Origin of the sequence: Sphingopyxis macrogoltabida (genome assembly GCF_001314325.1) — a bacterium.
In the GTDB taxonomy this organism is placed as follows: Bacteria; Pseudomonadota; Alphaproteobacteria; order Sphingomonadales; family Sphingomonadaceae; genus Sphingopyxis; species Sphingopyxis macrogoltabida.
The window spans coordinates 2076298-2092686 of the sequence record NZ_CP009429.1 but is presented as its reverse complement, the minus strand read 5'-3'; the positions used below and the strand labels follow the sequence as shown (position 1 = coordinate 2092686).

General features: G+C 65.5%; 16 protein-coding genes and 1 tRNA gene. 5 read left to right on the top strand and 12 right to left on the bottom strand.

The genetic code is table 11. The annotated features are described in order from the left end of the window. Positions 1 to 8 precede the first annotated feature (8 nt). From LH19_RS10465 to LH19_RS10440, 6 genes are read right to left on the bottom strand one after another with little or no spacing between them, the layout of a single operon-like run. Positions 9 to 1307, bottom strand: a complete 1299-nt coding sequence (locus LH19_RS10465) for an MFS transporter (protein ID WP_054727672.1) — start codon at positions 1305 to 1307, stop codon at positions 9 to 11. Between the two features lie 45 nt (positions 1308 to 1352). Then, positions 1353 to 1736, bottom strand: a complete 384-nt coding sequence (locus tag LH19_RS10460) for a carboxymuconolactone decarboxylase family protein (RefSeq protein WP_054727670.1) — start codon at positions 1734 to 1736, stop codon at positions 1353 to 1355. Then, positions 1733 to 2317, bottom strand: a complete 585-nt coding sequence (locus tag LH19_RS10455; protein ID WP_054727668.1) for an RBBP9/YdeN family alpha/beta hydrolase — start codon at positions 2315 to 2317, stop codon at positions 1733 to 1735. The genes LH19_RS10460 and LH19_RS10455 overlap by 4 nt, the downstream gene beginning before the upstream one ends. A gap of 15 nt (positions 2318 to 2332) precedes the next feature. Continuing rightward, positions 2333 to 3397: a BKACE family enzyme gene (locus LH19_RS10450; RefSeq protein ID WP_054727665.1), complete on the bottom strand. Its 1065-nt coding sequence runs from the start codon at positions 3395 to 3397 to the stop codon at positions 2333 to 2335. A 22-nt stretch (positions 3398 to 3419) separates the two neighbouring features. Continuing rightward, entirely contained in the window at positions 3420 to 4268 is an 849-nt protein-coding gene (locus LH19_RS10445; RefSeq protein WP_054727663.1) for a TauD/TfdA dioxygenase family protein, read from the bottom strand. Between the two features lie 7 nt (positions 4269 to 4275). Beyond that, positions 4276 to 5253, bottom strand: coding sequence for a quinone oxidoreductase family protein (locus LH19_RS10440; RefSeq protein ID WP_054727661.1), 978 nt, complete (start codon positions 5251 to 5253; stop codon positions 4276 to 4278). Positions 5254 to 5363: 110 nt separating this feature from the next. Between LH19_RS10440 and LH19_RS10435 the strand changes: the two genes are divergently transcribed. Further along, the gene (locus tag LH19_RS10435) at positions 5364 to 6407 is read left to right on the top strand and encodes an AraC family transcriptional regulator (protein ID WP_054727659.1); all 1044 of its coding nucleotides are present in this window, start codon (positions 5364 to 5366) and stop codon (positions 6405 to 6407) included. Between the two features lie 177 nt (positions 6408 to 6584). Here LH19_RS10435 and LH19_RS10430 read toward each other — a convergent pair. Then, positions 6585 to 6675: transfer RNA gene (locus LH19_RS10430), tRNA-Ser, on the bottom strand. Between the two features lie 74 nt (positions 6676 to 6749). Between LH19_RS10430 and LH19_RS10425 the strand changes: the two genes are divergently transcribed. Beyond that, positions 6750 to 7769, top strand: coding sequence for a peptidylprolyl isomerase (locus LH19_RS10425; protein ID WP_054727657.1), 1020 nt, complete (start codon positions 6750 to 6752; stop codon positions 7767 to 7769). A 6-nt stretch (positions 7770 to 7775) separates the two neighbouring features. Beyond that, on the top strand, positions 7776 to 8090 hold the full coding sequence (locus LH19_RS10420) for a DUF1905 domain-containing protein (protein WP_054727655.1): 315 nt from the start codon (positions 7776 to 7778) through the stop codon (positions 8088 to 8090). Here the strand turns inward: LH19_RS10420 and LH19_RS10415 are convergent. Next, a complete protein-coding gene (locus LH19_RS10415) occupies positions 8080 to 8343 on the bottom strand; it encodes a hypothetical protein (protein WP_054727653.1) in 264 nt (87 codons plus the stop codon). The two genes, LH19_RS10420 and LH19_RS10415, sit on opposite strands and share 11 nt — an antisense overlap. Before the next feature lie 104 nt (positions 8344 to 8447). Between LH19_RS10415 and LH19_RS10410 the strand changes: the two genes are divergently transcribed. Beyond that, a complete protein-coding gene (locus LH19_RS10410; protein ID WP_054727651.1) occupies positions 8448 to 9908 on the top strand; it encodes an ATP-binding protein in 1461 nt (486 codons plus the stop codon). Positions 9909 to 9911: 3 nt separating this feature from the next. Here the strand turns inward: LH19_RS10410 and aguB are convergent, their stop codons facing one another. Genes aguB through LH19_RS10395 form a run of 3 tightly spaced genes read right to left on the bottom strand, consistent with a single transcriptional unit; the run spans position 9912 to position 13449 of the window. After that, positions 9912 to 10763: an N-carbamoylputrescine amidase gene (gene aguB, locus LH19_RS10405; protein ID WP_054727650.1), complete on the bottom strand. Its 852-nt coding sequence runs from the start codon at positions 10761 to 10763 to the stop codon at positions 9912 to 9914. A 7-nt stretch (positions 10764 to 10770) separates the two neighbouring features. Further along, entirely contained in the window at positions 10771 to 11754 is a 984-nt protein-coding gene (locus tag LH19_RS10400; RefSeq protein ID WP_054727648.1) for an agmatine deiminase family protein, read from the bottom strand. 12 nt (positions 11755 to 11766) lie between these two features. Further along, on the bottom strand, positions 11767 to 13449 hold the full coding sequence (locus LH19_RS10395) for a M28 family metallopeptidase (protein ID WP_054727646.1): 1683 nt from the start codon (positions 13447 to 13449) through the stop codon (positions 11767 to 11769). A 130-nt stretch (positions 13450 to 13579) separates the two neighbouring features. Between LH19_RS10395 and LH19_RS10390 the strand changes: the two genes are divergently transcribed. Beyond that, a complete protein-coding gene (locus LH19_RS10390; RefSeq protein WP_054727643.1) occupies positions 13580 to 15553 on the top strand; it encodes a S9 family peptidase in 1974 nt (657 codons plus the stop codon). Between the two features lie 72 nt (positions 15554 to 15625). Here LH19_RS10390 and rpsD read toward each other — a convergent pair whose 3' ends face one another. Further along, positions 15626 to 16237: a 30S ribosomal protein S4 gene (gene rpsD, locus LH19_RS10385; protein ID WP_037557879.1), complete on the bottom strand. Its 612-nt coding sequence runs from the start codon at positions 16235 to 16237 to the stop codon at positions 15626 to 15628. Between the last annotated feature and the right edge of the window lie 152 nt (positions 16238 to 16389).

The window sequence follows — 16389 nt, the reverse complement described above, 5'->3', positions numbered from 1 at the left end:
ACTGGTTCCTAGGGTTGCGAGGCGAGTGCTTGCAGGTCGGCGAGATAGCTCCGCCTCGCGGCGAGGAAGAGCAGCGCGGCGATGACGGCCGCGATCGGCAGGAAGCGCAAGGCGTCGAGCAAGCCGATCGCATCGGCGATCCGGCCGGTCGCGATCGGGCCCGGTGCGAGCCCTAGAAGGTTGTGCGCAAGCGTCAGCGTGGCGAACGCCGAACCATGGAGCGCCGCGGGGGTCAGGTTTGCGACCATCGCGCCCGCCGGACCCGTGGTGCCGGCGACCAGAAACATGGCTATGCCGAGCAAAATCAGTTGCGGCAGTCCGGGCGGCAGCATCAGCGCGAGGCAGAGTGCGATCGCGCTACCGAAGCCATAACCCGATGCGAGGAGGATCTTGCGGTCGGGGCGGCGCTGCGCGGCGCGGTCGCTCACCATGCCGCAAAATATCATGCCGCAACCGCAGACGAGCAGGAACAGCGCTGCCATACGTCCGGCGGCATCGACCGGCATTGCATAATAGCGGTTGAAATAGCTCGGGAGCCATGCGGGAAGCGCGCCGGCGGCGAAGAGCTGGACCCCGCTGGCGCAATAGGCGAGCCGTACGCTGCGATTGGCGAAGAGTGCGCGCAGCGAGGTGCGCGGCGCGGCGCCGGGTCCATGGGTTTTCGACGCGGCCGATCCGGCGATTTCCGCGATCCGCTTTTCGCGAACCACCAGCGGATAGAGGATCGCGAGCGCGAGACCGCCAACTCCGATCACGGCGAAGGCCGCCCGCCAGCCGTGACTGGCGGCGATCTCGCCGCCGATCGCGACGCCGAGCACCTGGCCGAACAGTCCGCCGGCCATGAAGGCCGCCGAAAGCGTCGCGCGCAGCCGCTGTGGGAAGACACTGATGACGACGGCAATGCCGACGCTGCCATAAGCCGCCTCGCCGACGCCGACCATGACGCGGCCGACGAGCATCTGTGAATAGCTCGTCGCAATGGCGCAAAAGAGCGTCGCAAAGCTCCAAAGTGCCGCCATCAGCGCGAGGCTGCGCACGCGGCCCCAGCGATCGGCGGCGAGCGAGAGCGGGAAGGTCAGAAGCCCGACCATCAGCGCGACGACGCCGGACAAGAGGCCGAGTTCGGCATCGCTCAGCGCCCACTCCGCCTTGAGCAGCGGGAACACCGCATTGAGCACCTGCCGCGCCATATAGTCGGAGATGAGCAGCCCGAAGCTCAGCGCGAAGACGACCCAGCCATAGAAGGTCGTGTCGCGCGGGCCGCTTGCTGCGATGCCCGGGTTCGCCGCCGGTGCGATTACCGCCATTGCCGCCTTCCTTGCTTCGTTCGCTTATGGGCGGGCGGTTGCATGTCAGTCGGCTCCGCCGCCGGCCGGGGCCAGTCCGCGCGTCTTCATTTCCTCGACCAGCATCGGCGCGCCGAGCGCGACCGAGTGCAATCCGAGCACTGCGACCGCCTCAAGCACCGCCATCACCTCTTCGGGTGTCGCGCCCTTGTCGAGCGCCGCGGCGATATGGCGGCGGGTGCCCGGCGCATACATGTGCGTGCACGAGGCATCGACCGCGATCGCCAGAAACTCGTAAATCTTGGGATCGAGGATACCGCGCCGCAGCGGCAAGGTGCCCGCGGCGAGAAAGGTTTCGAGCCATTCGGCATCGAGCGCCGCCATCTCGTCCCACGCGGCGTTCCACTGGCCGCCGGCGCGCATCGCGTCGCTGACCGGGGTGGCGCTCATCGTACCGCGCTCCGGGCATGATCGTCGAGGCGGTCGAGCAACCCGAACAGCTCGGGCCATGGACCATAGCCTGCTGCCGGGTTGAGGTGCCCGACATTGCCCGCATCGTGGAGCGCCGTTCCCCACGCATCGGCAAAGCCGGTGACCCGGTCGAACGCCGCGAGCGGATCGTTGCGGCTCGCGACGGTGATCGCCGGGAAGGGCAGGGCCTTGCGCGGGATCGGGAACCAGCCGCCTGCCCTGAGCGCGGCCGGTTCGGGGTAGCCCGCGGGTAGCGGGGTCTCGATATCGGCGGGCGCGACGAGCAGCGCCGCGCGGATCGGCCGCGTCGGCGCCAGCGCCCAATGCACGGTCGTCAGGCACCCCGCGCTATGCGCGACGATCACCACCTCGCCGGGGATCGCGCGGAGAGCGGCGTCGACCGCCGCGACTTGTCCGGCGCGGCTCAGTCTGTCGGCGGCGAGCGGCGCGACCGTCACCGCGCCGGGGATCGCCCGCGCGGCATGGGTCTGCCAATGATCCTCGACATGATCCCGCAGGCCGGGAACGAAAAGGATCGTCGTGTCGCCGCCGAAAGCCATCGCCGCGCTCCCGCCTCAGGCCGCGTAGCGCAGCGGCAGCGCGCGCTGGCCGGGCTGGCGGTTGGGCGCCATGCCGTTCCGGGCGAGCGTTTCCTCGACCGAATTATATTGCACGCCGATCTTGTAGATTTCGCGCGCTTCCTTCGCGGTCGCGACTTCGCGGCCGAGTTCCTTCGCGATGCGGACGATCTGCTCGATCCCCTGCACAGAGGTCATCTTGTTGCCGTGCTGGTCGTAGAGCGTGTCCTCGATGCCGCAGCGAACATGCTGGCCGAGGCACATCGCCATGACGTTCACTGGCAGGACATGGCGCATCAGCGTTTCGAGCGTGACGGTCGATCCGTCGGGCGCACGGCGGATGAACTCCATGAAGTTGTTCGGGTTCGGCCCGTCGAAGCCGCCGCCGATGCCGACCCAGGTCAGGTTGAGCGGCCCCTTATAGAACCCGCGGCGCACCAGCCGCTCGACCGTTTCGAGGTCGGGCATGCAAGTGAGCTGGAAATGCGGCTGGATGCCCGCTGCGGTCAGGTGACGCAGGTGGTCTTCGACCCACTGCGGTCCCGCCGGCACCACCATCTCGCGATAGGCCTGATAGAGCGCGGGATTGGCGAGCGAGGTCTGGCCATATTCGTCGTCGGTCATCAGATCCATGATGTTCATCTGGGTCGTGTTGACCGCGATCGTCACCTGATCGGGCGCGGGCTTCAGCTCGGCGAGCATGTGTCGGACCTCGTCCGACAGCCATTTCGCCTCGGCGCCGTCCTCTTCGCTTTCGGGAGCAAAGGAGATCGAGCCGCCGACCTGGATGATCATGTCGGGAACGTGCGCGCGCACCCCGGCGATCAGTTCGTTGAATTTCGACAGGCGCTTCGAGCCGGTGCCATCCTCTTCGCGGACATGCATGTGCAGCACGGTCGCGCCGGCGTTGTAGCAATCGACCGCCTTCTGGATATGCTCCTCCATGGTGAGCGGAATATCCTCGGGAAAATCGTCCGGGTGCCATTCGGGGCCATAGGGAGCCACGGTGATGACCAGCTTGTCCTGCGTTTCGGGAAGCAGGCTGTCGTCGAGAAATTGCATCGTCTCTCTCCTTGTTCGATTGTTAAAAGGGGCGGTCGCCGACGATGCCAGCGCGCTCCATGCGGCGGATCGTCGGCGGGTAATCCATGACGGCATAATGCTGGGTCGACCGGTTATCCCAGATCGCGACGCTGTTCGGCCGCCAGCGCCAGCGCACCTGATATTCGGGGATCGCCGCGCGGCCGATCAGATAGGCGAGCAGTTGAGCCGCACCCGGCGCATAGTCCTGACCATAGCGGACGTTTTCAGCGGTGTGGTAATTGGTGAAATGGGTCGTGAAGCCGTTCACGAACAATATCTTTTCGCCCGTTTCGGGATGCGTGCGGACCACCGGATGTTCGGCATCGGGAAAGCGTGCCTTCAGCGCGTGCCGCTGCTCCTCGCTCATCCGCGCGCCGAAGCTAGCCTCGATCGAGTGGCGCGCCTTCAGCGGCGCGATGATCCTCTTCACATGGTCGGGCAGGTCGGCATAGGCTTTCGCCATATTGGCCCACATCGTATCGCCGCCAACCGGCGGACAGGCGACGCAGCGCAGCACCGCGCCCATCGGCGGCGCGTCGCGCCAGGTCGCGTCGCAATGCCAGCTATTCTCATAATAGTCGGGCGGCGAAGTCTCGTCCTTGTAGATCTGGACGAGCCCCGGATGCTCGGGATCGCTGCCGATCACCGGATGATCCTCGAGCGGCCCGAAGCGGCTGGCGAAGGCGACATGATCGGCGCGAGCGATGTCCTGATCGCGCAGGAACAACACCTTGTGCTCGAGTAGCGCGGCGCGGATTTCGGCGAACAGATCGTCACTTCGCGCTGCGTCGGCCAGGTCGAGCCCTCTGACCTCGGCGCCGATATGCGTGGTGAGCTTCTCGATCTTCATGACCGCCTCACAGCAGGAAGATCGACGAACCGATCGTCCGGCCGGATTCAAGGGCTTGGTGCGCCGCGACGCAGTCGTCGAGTGCATAGCGCTGGCCGATCTCAACCTTGATCCGCCCGGCCGACAGATGGTCGAACCAATATTTGGACAGCTCGGCGCGTTCGACGGGATCGGCATAATAGTCGGCGAAGCCCGGGCGCGTGAAATAGACCGAGCCCTGCATCAACAACTGGAAGGCGTCGACGGGCGGGAAGGGTCCCGAGGCGGTCCCGCAGGCGACGAGCACGCCGCGGCGTTTGAGCGATTTCAGCGAGCCTTCGAACGTGTCCTTGCCGACGCTGTCGAACACCGTCGTCACACCTGCGCCATCGGTGAGCTCCTTGACGCGCGCCGCGACATCCTCGCGGCGATAGAAGATGATTTCGTCGCAGCCGGCGGCGCGTGCACGCTCCGCTTTCTCCTCGGTCGACACGGTCCCGATGACGCGCAGGCCCATCAGCTTGGCGATCTGCACCGCAAGCAGGCCGACCCCGCCCGCTGCGGCGTGGAGCAGGATCGTATCGCCCGCCCGCATCGAAGGATTGGTCTTTGCGAGCCAATAGGTCGCCGACAGGCCGCGCATCGTCGACGCCGCAGCATCCTCGAACGAGATTGCATCGGGCAGTTTGAACAACGGCGCGGCCGGCATGACGCGCGCCTCGCTATAGGCACCGAGCGGGCTGCCATTGTAGGCGACGCGGTCGCCGGCCACGAAACCCGTGACGTCCTCGCCAACGGCTTCGATCACACCGGCGCCTTCGACGCCTATCCCTGCCGGAAGCTGGGCCGGATAATAGCCCGAACGAAAATAGGTGTCGGCGAAGTTGCAGCCGACCGCTTCGTGCCGGACGCGGACCTCGCCTGCGCCCGGATCGCCAACGGCAACCTCTTCGACCCGCAGCACGTCGGGCCCACCGGTTTCGTGAAAGCGAACAGCCTTCGCCATGATCCTCTCCTCTTTTGTCCGGTCTAGGTGCCGCGGCTCTTGTCTTTTTCACATTTCACGACATAATTTTCCCAATCGACGCCAAAGATGCGCGTTTCGGGAGAAAAGAGATGGCGGAACTCGTCCGCGCGGCGTCACTGACGGGATATTTTCCGGTAATGCGCGCGCTGGGCGCCGATCCGCGGCCGCTGCTGCGCGAAACGGGGCTGTCGGCCGATCTGCTCGCCAACCCCCATCAGCTGATTTCGGCCCCAGCCGCCTTCCGGCTGCTTGAGCGGAGCGCCGAGGAGACAGGGTGCCTCACTCTGGGGCTGCGCATGGCCGAGGAGCGCTCGACTGCCAATCTCGGCGTGACCAGCCTTGTGATTGCTCACCAACCGACGCTCGGTGATGTGCTCCAGGCGCTCCGTGAGTATCGCAACCGGATCAATTCGACCCTCGTCCTCCATGTCGAGCAGGTCGAAGGTGAGGTGGTGCTGCGAGAGGATTTTGCCCTGAACGCGCCGATCGCCGCGCGTCAGTCGACCGATCTCGCGCTGGGCGTGACCGCGCGGCTTTGCAGCAGCGTGCTCGGCGAGTTGTGGGCGCCGCTATCGATCTGCTTCGCGCACGGCCCGCCGCCGGCGGCGGACATGCCGATCTTTGCGCGGTTGTTCAAATGCCGTCCCGAGTTCAATTGCGAGTTCAACGGACTGGTGTTGCGCCAAGAGGATCTCGTGCGTCCCAATCTGCGGGCGGATACCGATCTGGCGCTCCACGCGCGCGACCTCATCGAAAGCGCAATGGCACCTGCGCTCCGCACGACGGCACAGGACGTCGAGCAATCGATCATGCTTTTTTTGCCTTCCGGACGGGCGACGATCCAGCATTGTGCCGCGGCGATGGGTCTCACCGTCCGGACGCTGCAACGGATGCTCGACGCCGACGGCACGAGCTTCAGCGACCTGTTGGGACGCGCCCGGATGCAGCTCTCGTCGCAATATCTCGCCAATCCCCGGACCCGGGTTACCGATGTGGCAGAGATGCTCGGTTATGGTTCGATCGGCGCCTACACGCGCTGGCATGTTCAGACCTTCGGCATGTCTCCGCGCCAGTGGCGTGCGCAGAATCTCCGCACGCGCACGAGCCTTGGACGCTCGACGAATCCGCTGTAGCGATCCTTTCATCCGGGCGGCGGTCAATGCCAATGGATGCAGCCCAAGGCGCGTCAATGGCGGATACTGGTAACTTTCCGATCGCCGGAAAAACGTCACGTTCCAAGCTAAAGATCTGAATTTCAGGAGAGAAAGTCGGGATCATCGGGCCGTTGCGGGCTACTGCGGCGGACCCGATGGCGGAGCGGGAGGGATTCGAACCCTCGATACGCTTTTGACGTATACTCACTTTCCAGGCGAGCGCCTTCGACCACTCGGCCACCGCTCCGCATGCACTGGAAGGCGCGCCCTAATCGCTCGGCGGGGGTTTCGCAAGTCGCATGGCCATGGCAGACAGCGACAATGAGATATATGCTCCTGACGGTTGCTGCCGCATCGCTTGCTGTCCCCGTGCTGGCGCAGGATGCCGCACCGCCGCCATCGCCCGGGGAGATTGCCGCGGCGGCAAAACCCGACGAATGGGTCGCTATTGACGCAGCAGACCTGCTGGTCATGGACCTCGCGCCCGATGGCGCAGGCAAGGCACGCCGCGTCGTCATTCAACTGATGCCGCCGCCTTTCAGCCAGGGCTGGATCGGCAATATCCGCAAGCTGGCTGCCGCACACTGGTGGGACGGGACGAGCGTCAATCGCGTGCAGGACAATTATGTCGCGCAATGGGGCGATGCGACCGAGAAGAAGCCGCTGCCCGAGGGGTTGGCCGTGGTGCCCGAGAGCGAATATGTAAGCCATTTTCAGACCTTTGTGTCGGGTAATGAGGCTGATCCCAAGGCCTATTATAGATACCCCTTCGTTGAAATGATTTCGGCAGAGCTCCCCATTGCAAAGGACGGCAAGGGGAAGAGGCAAGACGGTTATGGCTATCAGACCGGCTTTTCCAAAGGCTGGCCCGTCGTCGGTGAACTGTCTGCTCGAGCAACGGGCAAGTATCAGCCGGCTCTCTGGCCGGTCCATTGCTACGGCGCCGTCGGGGTCGGGCGCAACATGTCTCCCGATACCGGCAGCGGCGCCGAGCTTTACGCCGTCATCGGCCATGCGCCGCGCCATCTTGACCGCAATATCGCGCTCGTCGGCCGAGTGATCAGCGGCATCGAACATCTGTCGAGCCTGCCGCGCGGTACCGAGGCGCTGGGATTTTACGCCGAGGAGAAGGAGCGCGTGCCGATCGTGTCGATCCGGATCGCCAGCGAACTGCCTGCGGCCGAACAGCCGAAGTTCGAATATCTGTCGACCGAGAGCGATAGCTTCGCGCGCTATGCCGATGCCCGCGCCAATCGCCGCGACCCGTTCTTCATTGCACCGGCGGGCGGCGCCGATATCTGCAACATCCCGGTGCCGGTGCGCGCGGTCGCGGCGAAATAGCGCCGCGTGGAGGATTTCACCGTCACGACGCCGCTCTGGCGGTGGCAGGCCGCGACGGCGCCCGCGGCGTGGTTCTTCGTGACCATATCGGGCGACGTCGCCGACGGCATACGCCTCGCCGCGATCGGCGGGCAATGGCTCGATGGGCGCAGGGGTTTCGGCTCGGCGCGCGTCGAGGCGGCGATCGGCGATACGCGGTGGAAGACGTCGGTGTTTCCGCATCGCGAGAGCGGCGGCTGGCTGCTGCCGGTCAAGGCGGCGGTGCGCAAGGCCGAGGGACTGGCCGAGGGCGATATGGTGACCGTGACGGTCAGTCTTTAGGTTGCACCCGGTCGACGAGGTCCATGAAGTCGCGCGCCGAATCGCGCTCGGCTTCGTCCTTGAACGCGACGTCGAGGTCGGGCGCGGCGCCGAGCATATACATGAACGTCCACAGCGCGAAGCGGCGGCCCTTGTTCGTTTCGAGCCCGAAATCGACCTGCATCCGTTCGGTGCCGGCCTCCAGCGCTTCGGGACGCAGCGAGGCGAGGTCGGTGGTGCCGAAATAGCGGCGGAGTTGGTCGTCGAAATCCATGCGCCTTCCTTGGCGTTCGGGCGCCGCTTGGCAAGATGGCAAAATTCGGCTGCCGCGCCGCGCACTCGGTTGTCATCGCGCGGGCGGCCCGGTAGGGCGGCGGCGTGAGCAGCAGCATCGAAATCGGGACCGACGGCACGGGCAGGGCGGTGCATATCGACGTCCACGAACTGCTGGCGACCCGCCTGCTCGTTCAGGGCAATTCGGGTTCGGGAAAATCGCATCTCCTGCGCCGCCTGCTCGAGGAAAGCGCCGGGCTGGTGCAGCAGGTGATCATCGATCCCGAGGGCGATTTCGTCACGCTCGCTGATGCCTACAACCATGTCGTGATCAACGCTGGCGACTATAACGAGCGAGAGATCGCGGCGATCGGCGCGCGTATCCGCGAGCATCGCGCCTCGGTGATTCTTGCGCTCGACACGCTGGAGATCGAGGCGCAGATGACTTGCGCCGCCGCGTTCCTGAATGCGATGTTCGACGCGCCGCGCGCGCACTGGTTCCCCGCGCTGGTCGTCGTCGACGAAGCGCAGATGTTCGCGCCAAGCGCGTCGGGCGATGTGTCCGATACGGTGCGCCGCGCCAGCCTCAGCGCGATGACGAACCTGATGTGCCGCGGCCGCAAGCGCGGGCTCGCCGGCGCGATCGCGACGCAGCGGCTCGCCAAGCTCGCGAAGAATGTCGCCGCCGAGGCGAGCAATTTCCTGATGGGGCGCACCTTCCTCGACATCGACATGGCGCGCGCCGCCGACCTGCTCGGCATGGAGCGGCGGCAGGCGGAGACGATCCGCGATCTCGAACGCGGGCATTTCCTCGGGCTCGGGCCCGCTATTTCGCGCCGCCCGGTATCGGTGCGGATCGGCTCGACGCGGACCTCGACGCAGTCGGGAACGCACGAGCTGCTGCCGCTTCCCGCTGCCGAGACCGCCGAGATGCGGACGATGCTGTTCGCCGAGATGGAAATGGCCGCTGTCCCCGCGCCGGTTTTCGAGCCCGCACCGGTCGAGGCGGGCGAGCTGATGCGCCGGATCGCCGAGCAGGAGGCGGAGACCGCGCCGCCGCCGCCCGGCGACCTCGTCGAAGCGGTGCAGGATGCGGTCGACGCCGAAGCGATTGTGATCGCGACGCTGGAGGATATGCTCGCCGACCCCGACTGCGCCTTTCATCCCGAAGCCTTTCTGTATCAGGATTTTTCGGTGCGCTGTCGGATGCAAAAGATCGGGCGCGTGCCGCTCGACCTCGCGGCGTTTCGCCGCCGCTTCGCGCTGGCGAAGGGCGGGGTGTTCGACCCCACCGATCCCAAGTGGCGCGCGCCGCTCGACGCGGCGGCGCGGCTGCCCGACGACATGCTCGCGCCCTTTCTGCAGATCGCGCGCGCGGCGATGGACGGCGAGGCGTGCCCCGACGACGACGCGCTCGGTCGCGCCTATGGCACGCGTTCGCCCGGCCGCATCCGCCGCCTTGTCGAATATATGGAAAAGCAGGGCGCAATCGTTGTGCGCTCGGACTTCGGCGGGCGGCGCTCGATCGGGATTCCCGAACTTGGGCTCAGCACCGAGGCAGAATAGCCGTCAGATATCCTCGGCGAGGCGCCCGTACAGCTGCGGGCGGCGGTCGCGGAAAAAGCCCATGCCGGCGCGGTGCTTCGCGGCGCGGTCGAGGTCGATCGTTTCGACGAGCACGCCCGCTTCGCCAGCGCCGAACTCCTGCGTCAGGTCGCCCCATTCGTCGCTGATGAAGCTGTGACCATAGAAATTGGCATCGCCCTCGGTGCCGATGCGGTTCGCGGCGATCACCGGCATGCAGTTCGACACCGCATGACCCTGCATCGCGCGGCGCCACATCCGGCTGGTGTCGAGGTCGGCGTCATAAGGTTCGGACCCGATCGCGGTCGGATAGAAGAGCAATTCGGCGCCCATCAGCGCCATCGCGCGCGCGCATTCGGGATACCATTGATCCCAGCAGACCCCGACGCCGATCCGCGTACCGAACAGATCCCAGACCTTGAAGCCGGTGTTGCCGGGCCGGAAATAATATTTCTCTTCATAGCCGGGGCCGTCGGGGATGTGGCTCTTGCGGTAAATACCCATGATCTCCCCATCGGGGCCGATCATCGCCAGCGTGTTGTAATAATGCGGTCCGTCCTTCTCGAAATAGCTCGTCGGGATCGCGACCTTCAGCTTTGCCGCGAGCGCCTGCATCGCGATGACGCTGGGGTGCTCGGTCGTTGGGCGTGCGCTGGCGAAGAGTGCTTCCTCCTCGACCTGGCAGAAATAGGGACCCTCGAAGAGTTCGGGCGGCAGGATGACCTGCGCGCCCTTCGTGGCCGCCTGTTCGACGAGCGCGGTCACCGCGTCGATATTCGGTGCGACAGGACCGGGCAGGGGGAGCTGCAGCGCGGCGACGGTAATGGTACGGGTCATGGCGCCCCTATGCCGGAAGCTGCTGGCTCGAGCAATGGAAGCTGCCTCCGCCGGCGATGATGCCGCGCGCATCGACCCCGATGGCGCGGCGATCGGGGAAGAGCGCCGCGAGCGTATCGACCGCGGCGCGGTCGTTAACGACGCCATAGGTCGGCACGACCACGACGCTGTTGCCGATATAGAAATTCATATAGCTCGCCGCGGCAATTTCGCCGCCCACCTCGACGCGGCCGGGCGAGGGGAGGTCGACGATCTCGACGCCCCCGAACGCCTCGGCCCGCGCGCGGGCATCCGCGTAGATATGCGCGTTCGGATCGTCATTGCCCGCCGCGACGGGCAACGCCAGCCGCCCTTCGCCGACGAAGCGCGCGAGATTGTCGACATGGCCGTCGGTGTGGTCGCCGGTGAGCCCGTTCCCCAGCCACAGCAGCCGGTCGATGCCGAGCGACTGGTGGAGCCGCACCGCGATATCCTCACGCGTCAGCGTCGGGTTGCGGTTCGTGTTGAGCAGGCACTCTTCGGTGGTGACGCAGAGGCCGGTGCCGTCGACGTCGATGCCGCCGCCTTCGAGCACCCAGTCCTGATCGTCGACCGGCAGGCCCGATCCGGCAGCGAGCGCCGCGCCGACTTCCTTATCGCCCGGCATGACGAACTTCTCGCCCCACCAGTTGAATTCGAAATTGCGCGCCCGCCGCGCCGCGCCGGTGCCCGCGATGATCGGCCCGGTGTCGCGGAGCCAGATGTCGCCGAGCGGCTGGATCAGGATGCGGACGCCGGGGTCGACGAGCGCGGCGGCGATGTTCGCCTGCGCCTCGTCGTTGACGACCAGCCGCACTTCCTCGCCGCGGCCGCCGTCATGGACGGCGTTGGCGAAGGCGGCGACGTCGCGCCGGCCGGCGTCGATCTGTCCCGACCATTCCCCGGCAAGGTGCGGAAAGCCGATCCACACCGCCTCGTGCGGCGCCCATTCGGCCGCCATCAACAACGTCATGGGCGCCCTCGCTTACTTCGCAGGCCGCGACTTGTCGCGGGCGGCGCGGAATTCGTCGCCCTCGACCCAGTTCGGCCATGCATCGCTCATCGCCAGCATCCGGCCCGAGACATAATAGAGGCGAAGGTCGGCGAGCATGCCGTCCCAGTTGGTGATCGCCTCATATTCGTCGCCGGGGGCGTGATAGCGGTTCTTCTCATAATCTTCCGAACCCTTCTTGCCCGCTTCGACACCGCCGGTGACGAGGTCCTCGCCGCTGCCGAAGTTGAACATCGGCACGCCGAGCTTGGCGAAGCTGAAATGGTCCGAACGATAGTAGAAGCCCTTTTCGGGGGTCGGCTCGTCCTTGATCACGCGCTTGTCGAGCTTGGCGAGCTTTTCGACATAGGCATCGAGTTCGGACTTGCCGCGGCCGACGACGACGATGTCCTTCGTCGGACCGACCGCATTGAGCGCGTCCATGTTCACCCCGCCGACGGTCCGCGCGAGCGGGAAGACCGGGTTCTCGGCATAATATTTCGACCCGAGCAGGCCCGATTCTTCGGCCGTGACGGCAAGGAACACGATGCTGCGGTCGGCGGCACCGGCCTTCTGATAGGCCTGCGCCAGGGTCACGAGACCGGCGGTGCCGGTCGCATTGTCGACCGCGCCGTTGCAGATATCGTCACCTGCAACCGGCTGACAGCGACCGAGATGGTCCCAGTGCGCGGTGTAGAGGACATATTCGTCGGGGCGCTTGGTTCCCGGCAGCACGCCGATGACGTTGCGCGACATCTTCTTCGAAATCTGGTTGTCGAAGCTGAACGACGCTTTGACGCCGGTCAGCGCGACGGGCTTGAAGCCCTTCACCTTCGCCGCATCGCGCAGCTTGTCGAAATCCTGTCCGGCGCTGGCGAAGAGTTCCTTCGCCTTGCCAAGCTGCATCCAGCCGTTGGCGACGGTTTCCTTGGCGCCGCCATCCTTGCTGTCGGCGAGGTACTGGGTACCGGTGTTGCTCGATTCGACGACGTTCCAGCCATAGGCGGCGGGTTCGGTGTCGTGGACGATCAGCGCCGCCGCGGCGCCCTGCCGTGCTGCTTCCTCATATTTATAGGTCCAGCGGCCGTAATAGGTCATCGCGCGGCCGTTGAACTCGCCCTTGGCTTCCTTGGTCTGCCAGTCGGGGTCGTTGACGAGGATGACGACGGTCTTCCCCTTCACGTCGAGCCCGGCATAGTCGTTCCAGCCCTTTTCGGGGGCGTTGATGCCATAGCCGACGAAGACGACGTCGCTGTCCTTGATCTCGGTCTTCGGCTGGACGCGATAGCTGAAGCCGACATAGTCCTTCGCATATTGCAGCGTGACCGGCGCCTTGCCGCCGGTGAAGGAAAGCGGCGTCGCGTTCTTCGCGGTGATCTCGACCAGCGGCACGTCCTGCGTCCACTTGCCGTTATTGCCGGGCTTCAGCCCCGCTTCTTCGAACTTCTTGATCAGATAGGCGACGGTCTTCTCTTCGCCCGCGGTACCCGGCGAGCGGCCTTCGAACGCGTCCGACGACAGTTCCTTCGTCACATCCTGCAACGTGGTCAGCGACAGGTCGGGCAGCGCGATATCGGGAATGACCGGAGCCGCGGCGGGGGTGTCGCCCTGTTTGCAGGCGGCGAGCATCGCGAGGCTCGCAAGCCCGGCGACCTTCAGCGTGGAAGAAATGCGCATATCGTTCCTCTTTGTAATAATGTTGCGAACCCTGCCAGACCCGGGCGGCGGGCGCAAGCGAGCAGGCGGCGATTTGGCCTTGCCTCCATCGCGGCCGGGCGGCAGATATGGCACCAACAGGGGGAGTATCATGCTGAGAAACGGGTTTTTCCTTGGCGTGCTGGCGGCGCTGGGCGCGTTGCCGGCATCGGTGACGGCGCAGGCCGACAACGCAACGCTTTACGGCATGCGCAACAGCATCGGCGACATCAGCATGTCACCCGACGGGACGCAGCTTGCCTATATTCAGCCCGCGCGCGACCGCGGTCTGGTCCTGTTCGTCGCCAGCGCCGAGGGCGGGGAGCCGAAACCGGTTTTCCAGTCCGACGGCGCGCCGTGGCATCTCGCCTGGTGCAGTTGGGCGTCGAACGCGCGGATCGTGTGCACGCTCTATGGCGTATACGACCCGGGCTATGGTTATGTTCTGCCGTTCACGCGACTGGTGGCGGTGGGAACCGATGGCCGCAATATGAAGCAGCTCGGCCAGAACAGTCTGAACAGTGCCTACGGGCTGCGGCAGTTCGACGGACAGATCATCGCCTGGCCGGCGGCCGACGATGGTCAGGTCGTGATGACCCGCGAATATCGCCAGGAAGAGCAGACGAATACCCGGCTTGCGAGCGTGGCCGAGGGAGTCGGCGTCGATATGGTCGATACCGCCAGCCTGCGAGTCCGGCGTATCGAGAATCCGCGCATCGACGCTTCGCGCTATCTGGCCGACGAGACGGGCGCGGTCCGCATCGTCGGGGTGCGCTCGACCGACGCGCAGGGGATGATGCGCGACCTGATGATCTACAGCTATCGCAAACCCGGATCGCGCGACTGGAAGCCGCTGTCGCGGGTGACGAGCGAGGGCGATGCCTTCGATCCCGAGGCGGTGAATGCCGAGCGAAACCTTGCTTATGGTTTCAAGAACAAGGACGGGCGCCGCGCCGCCTATGCCGTGACGCTTGGCGAAACGGCGCCCGAAACATTGCTGTTCGCGCACGACCGCGTCGATGTCGGCGAATTTATCCGGATCGGGCGGACGGGCCGGGTAATCGGCGTGTCCTACACGACCGACAAGCCCGAATATAAGCTGTTCGACGAGGAATATGCGGCGCTGGCGGCGAGATTGCAGAAGGCGCTGCCGGGTCTGCCGATCGTCAATTTCATCGATGCGAGCCGCGATGAGAGCCGGCTGCTGCTGTTCGCGGGCAGCGATACCGATCCCGGCCGCTATTATGTCTATGACAAGGCAAGCCGGAAGCTGGGAGAGGTTGCGCTGGCGCGCCCGGACCTCGAAGGAAGGCCGCAGGCCGAGGTCAAGCCGGTCAGCTATCCGGCCGCCGACGGTACGTCCATTCCCGCCTATCTGACCCTGCCGCCGGGGAGCGACGGCCGCAAGCTGCCGGCGATCGTGATGCCGCACGGCGGCCCCTCGGCGCGCGACGAATGGGGTTTCGACTGGCTGGCGCAATATTATGCGGCGCAGGGCTATGCCGTCATCCAGCCGAATTTTCGCGGATCGGCGGGCTATGGCGACGACTGGTACGTCGAAAACGGCTTCAGGAGCTGGCGGGTCGCGGTGGGCGACGTCAACGACGCGGGGCGCTGGCTGGTGAAGGAAGGGATTGCCGACCCGGCGAAGCTCGCCGTCGTCGGCTGGTCCTATGGCGGCTATGCGGCTTTGCAGTCCGCCGCGCTCGATCCCGACCTGTTCAAGGCGACGGTTGCCATCGCCCCGGTGACCGACCTCAAGGCACTCGTCGGCAAGGCGCGGAATTTCACCAATGCGCGGCTGGTCAGCGACTTCATCGGGACCGGGCCGCATCTGGTCGAGGGTTCGCCCGTGCAGCAGGTGGCGAAGATGAAGGCGCCGGTGCTGATGTTCAGCGGCGACCAGGATCTGAACGTCGATATCTCGCAGGCGCGGTCGATGGAAGCGGCGCTGAAGGCGGCGGGCAAACCGGTCGAGATGGTTACCTATCCCGGGCTCGATCACCAGCTTTACGATTCGTCGGCGCGCGCCGACATGCTGCGGCGGTCCGACATGTTCCTGAAGAAGACGCTGGGCCTGCCGTAAACGCGGCCCCCAACGAAAAAGGGGCGACCCGTACAGGCCGCCCCTTTGCGTTCGATATCGAAGGAAATCCGATCAGCGCGAATAGAATTCGACGACCAGATTCGGTTCCATCTTCACCGGATAGGGCACTTCGTCGAGCGTCGGGACGCGGACGAAGGTCGCCTTGGTGCCGTCGATGGCGAGATATTCGGGCAGGTCGCGCTCGGGCAGGCTCTGCGCTTCGGCGACCAGCGCCATTTCCTGCGCCTTCTTGCCGAGGGTGACTTCGTCGCCCGGCTTCACGAGGCGGCTGGCGATGTTGCACTTCACGCCGTTGACATAGACGTGGCCGTGGCTGACGAGCTGGCGCGCCGAGAAGATCGTCGGGGTGAACTTCGAGCGGTAGACGACCGCGTCGAGGCGGCGCTCGAGCAGGCCGATCAGGTTCTGGCCGGTGTCGCCCTTCATGCGCGACGCTTCGAAATAGTTCTTCTTGAACTGCTTCTCGGTGATGTCGCCGTAATAGCCCTTGAGCTTCTGCTTGGCGCGGAGCTGGATGCCGAAGTCCGACATCTTGCCCTTGCGGCGCTGGCCGTGCTGGCCGGGGCCATATTCGCGGCGGTTGACCGGGCTCTTCGGGCGACCCCAGATGTTCTCGCCCATCCGGCGGTCGAGTTTATACTTGGCGCTCTGGCGCTTCGACATATGTCGTCTCCAATTTGCTGTGTGCCGAAGGATTTCGGCGGTTCCCGGGTCGCACCATAGGAGCTATGTCCTATGCGACCGCCGCTTCACCGGGGTGCGGGGTCCATTGCGAAGGCGCGCGACTAGACGGCGACCGGCGTAAAGTCAAGCCT

Bases quoted from the DNA above. Each gene is read 5' to 3' on its own strand.
- LH19_RS10460 (WP_054727670.1), bottom strand. From the start codon at position 1,736: ATGAGCGCCACCCCGGTCAGCGACGCGATGCGCGCCGGCGGCCAGTGG.
- LH19_RS10465 (WP_054727672.1), bottom strand. From the start codon at position 1,307: ATGGCGGTAATCGCACCGGCGGCGAACCCGGGCATCGCAGCAAGCGGC.
- LH19_RS10395 (WP_054727646.1), bottom strand. From the start codon at position 13,449: ATGCGCATTTCTTCCACGCTGAAGGTCGCCGGGCTTGCGAGCCTCGCG.
- LH19_RS10450 (WP_054727665.1), bottom strand. From the start codon at position 3,397: ATGCAATTTCTCGACGACAGCCTGCTTCCCGAAACGCAGGACAAGCTG.
- aguB (WP_054727650.1), bottom strand. From the start codon at position 10,763: ATGACCCGTACCATTACCGTCGCCGCGCTGCAGCTCCCCCTGCCCGGT.
- LH19_RS10415 (WP_054727653.1), bottom strand. From the start codon at position 8,343: ATGGATTTCGACGACCAACTCCGCCGCTATTTCGGCACCACCGACCTC.
- LH19_RS10400 (WP_054727648.1), bottom strand. From the start codon at position 11,754: ATGACGTTGTTGATGGCGGCCGAATGGGCGCCGCACGAGGCGGTGTGG.
- LH19_RS10455 (WP_054727668.1), bottom strand. From the start codon at position 2,317: ATGGCTTTCGGCGGCGACACGACGATCCTTTTCGTTCCCGGCCTGCGG.
- LH19_RS10390 (WP_054727643.1), top strand. From the start codon at position 13,580: ATGCTGAGAAACGGGTTTTTCCTTGGCGTGCTGGCGGCGCTGGGCGCG.
- LH19_RS10445 (WP_054727663.1), bottom strand. From the start codon at position 4,268: ATGAAGATCGAGAAGCTCACCACGCATATCGGCGCCGAGGTCAGAGGG.
- rpsD (WP_037557879.1), bottom strand. From the start codon at position 16,237: ATGTCGAAGCGCCAGAGCGCCAAGTATAAACTCGACCGCCGGATGGGC.
- LH19_RS10435 (WP_054727659.1), top strand. From the start codon at position 5,364: ATGGCGGAACTCGTCCGCGCGGCGTCACTGACGGGATATTTTCCGGTA.
- LH19_RS10425 (WP_054727657.1), top strand. From the start codon at position 6,750: ATGAGATATATGCTCCTGACGGTTGCTGCCGCATCGCTTGCTGTCCCC.
- LH19_RS10440 (WP_054727661.1), bottom strand. From the start codon at position 5,253: ATGGCGAAGGCTGTTCGCTTTCACGAAACCGGTGGGCCCGACGTGCTG.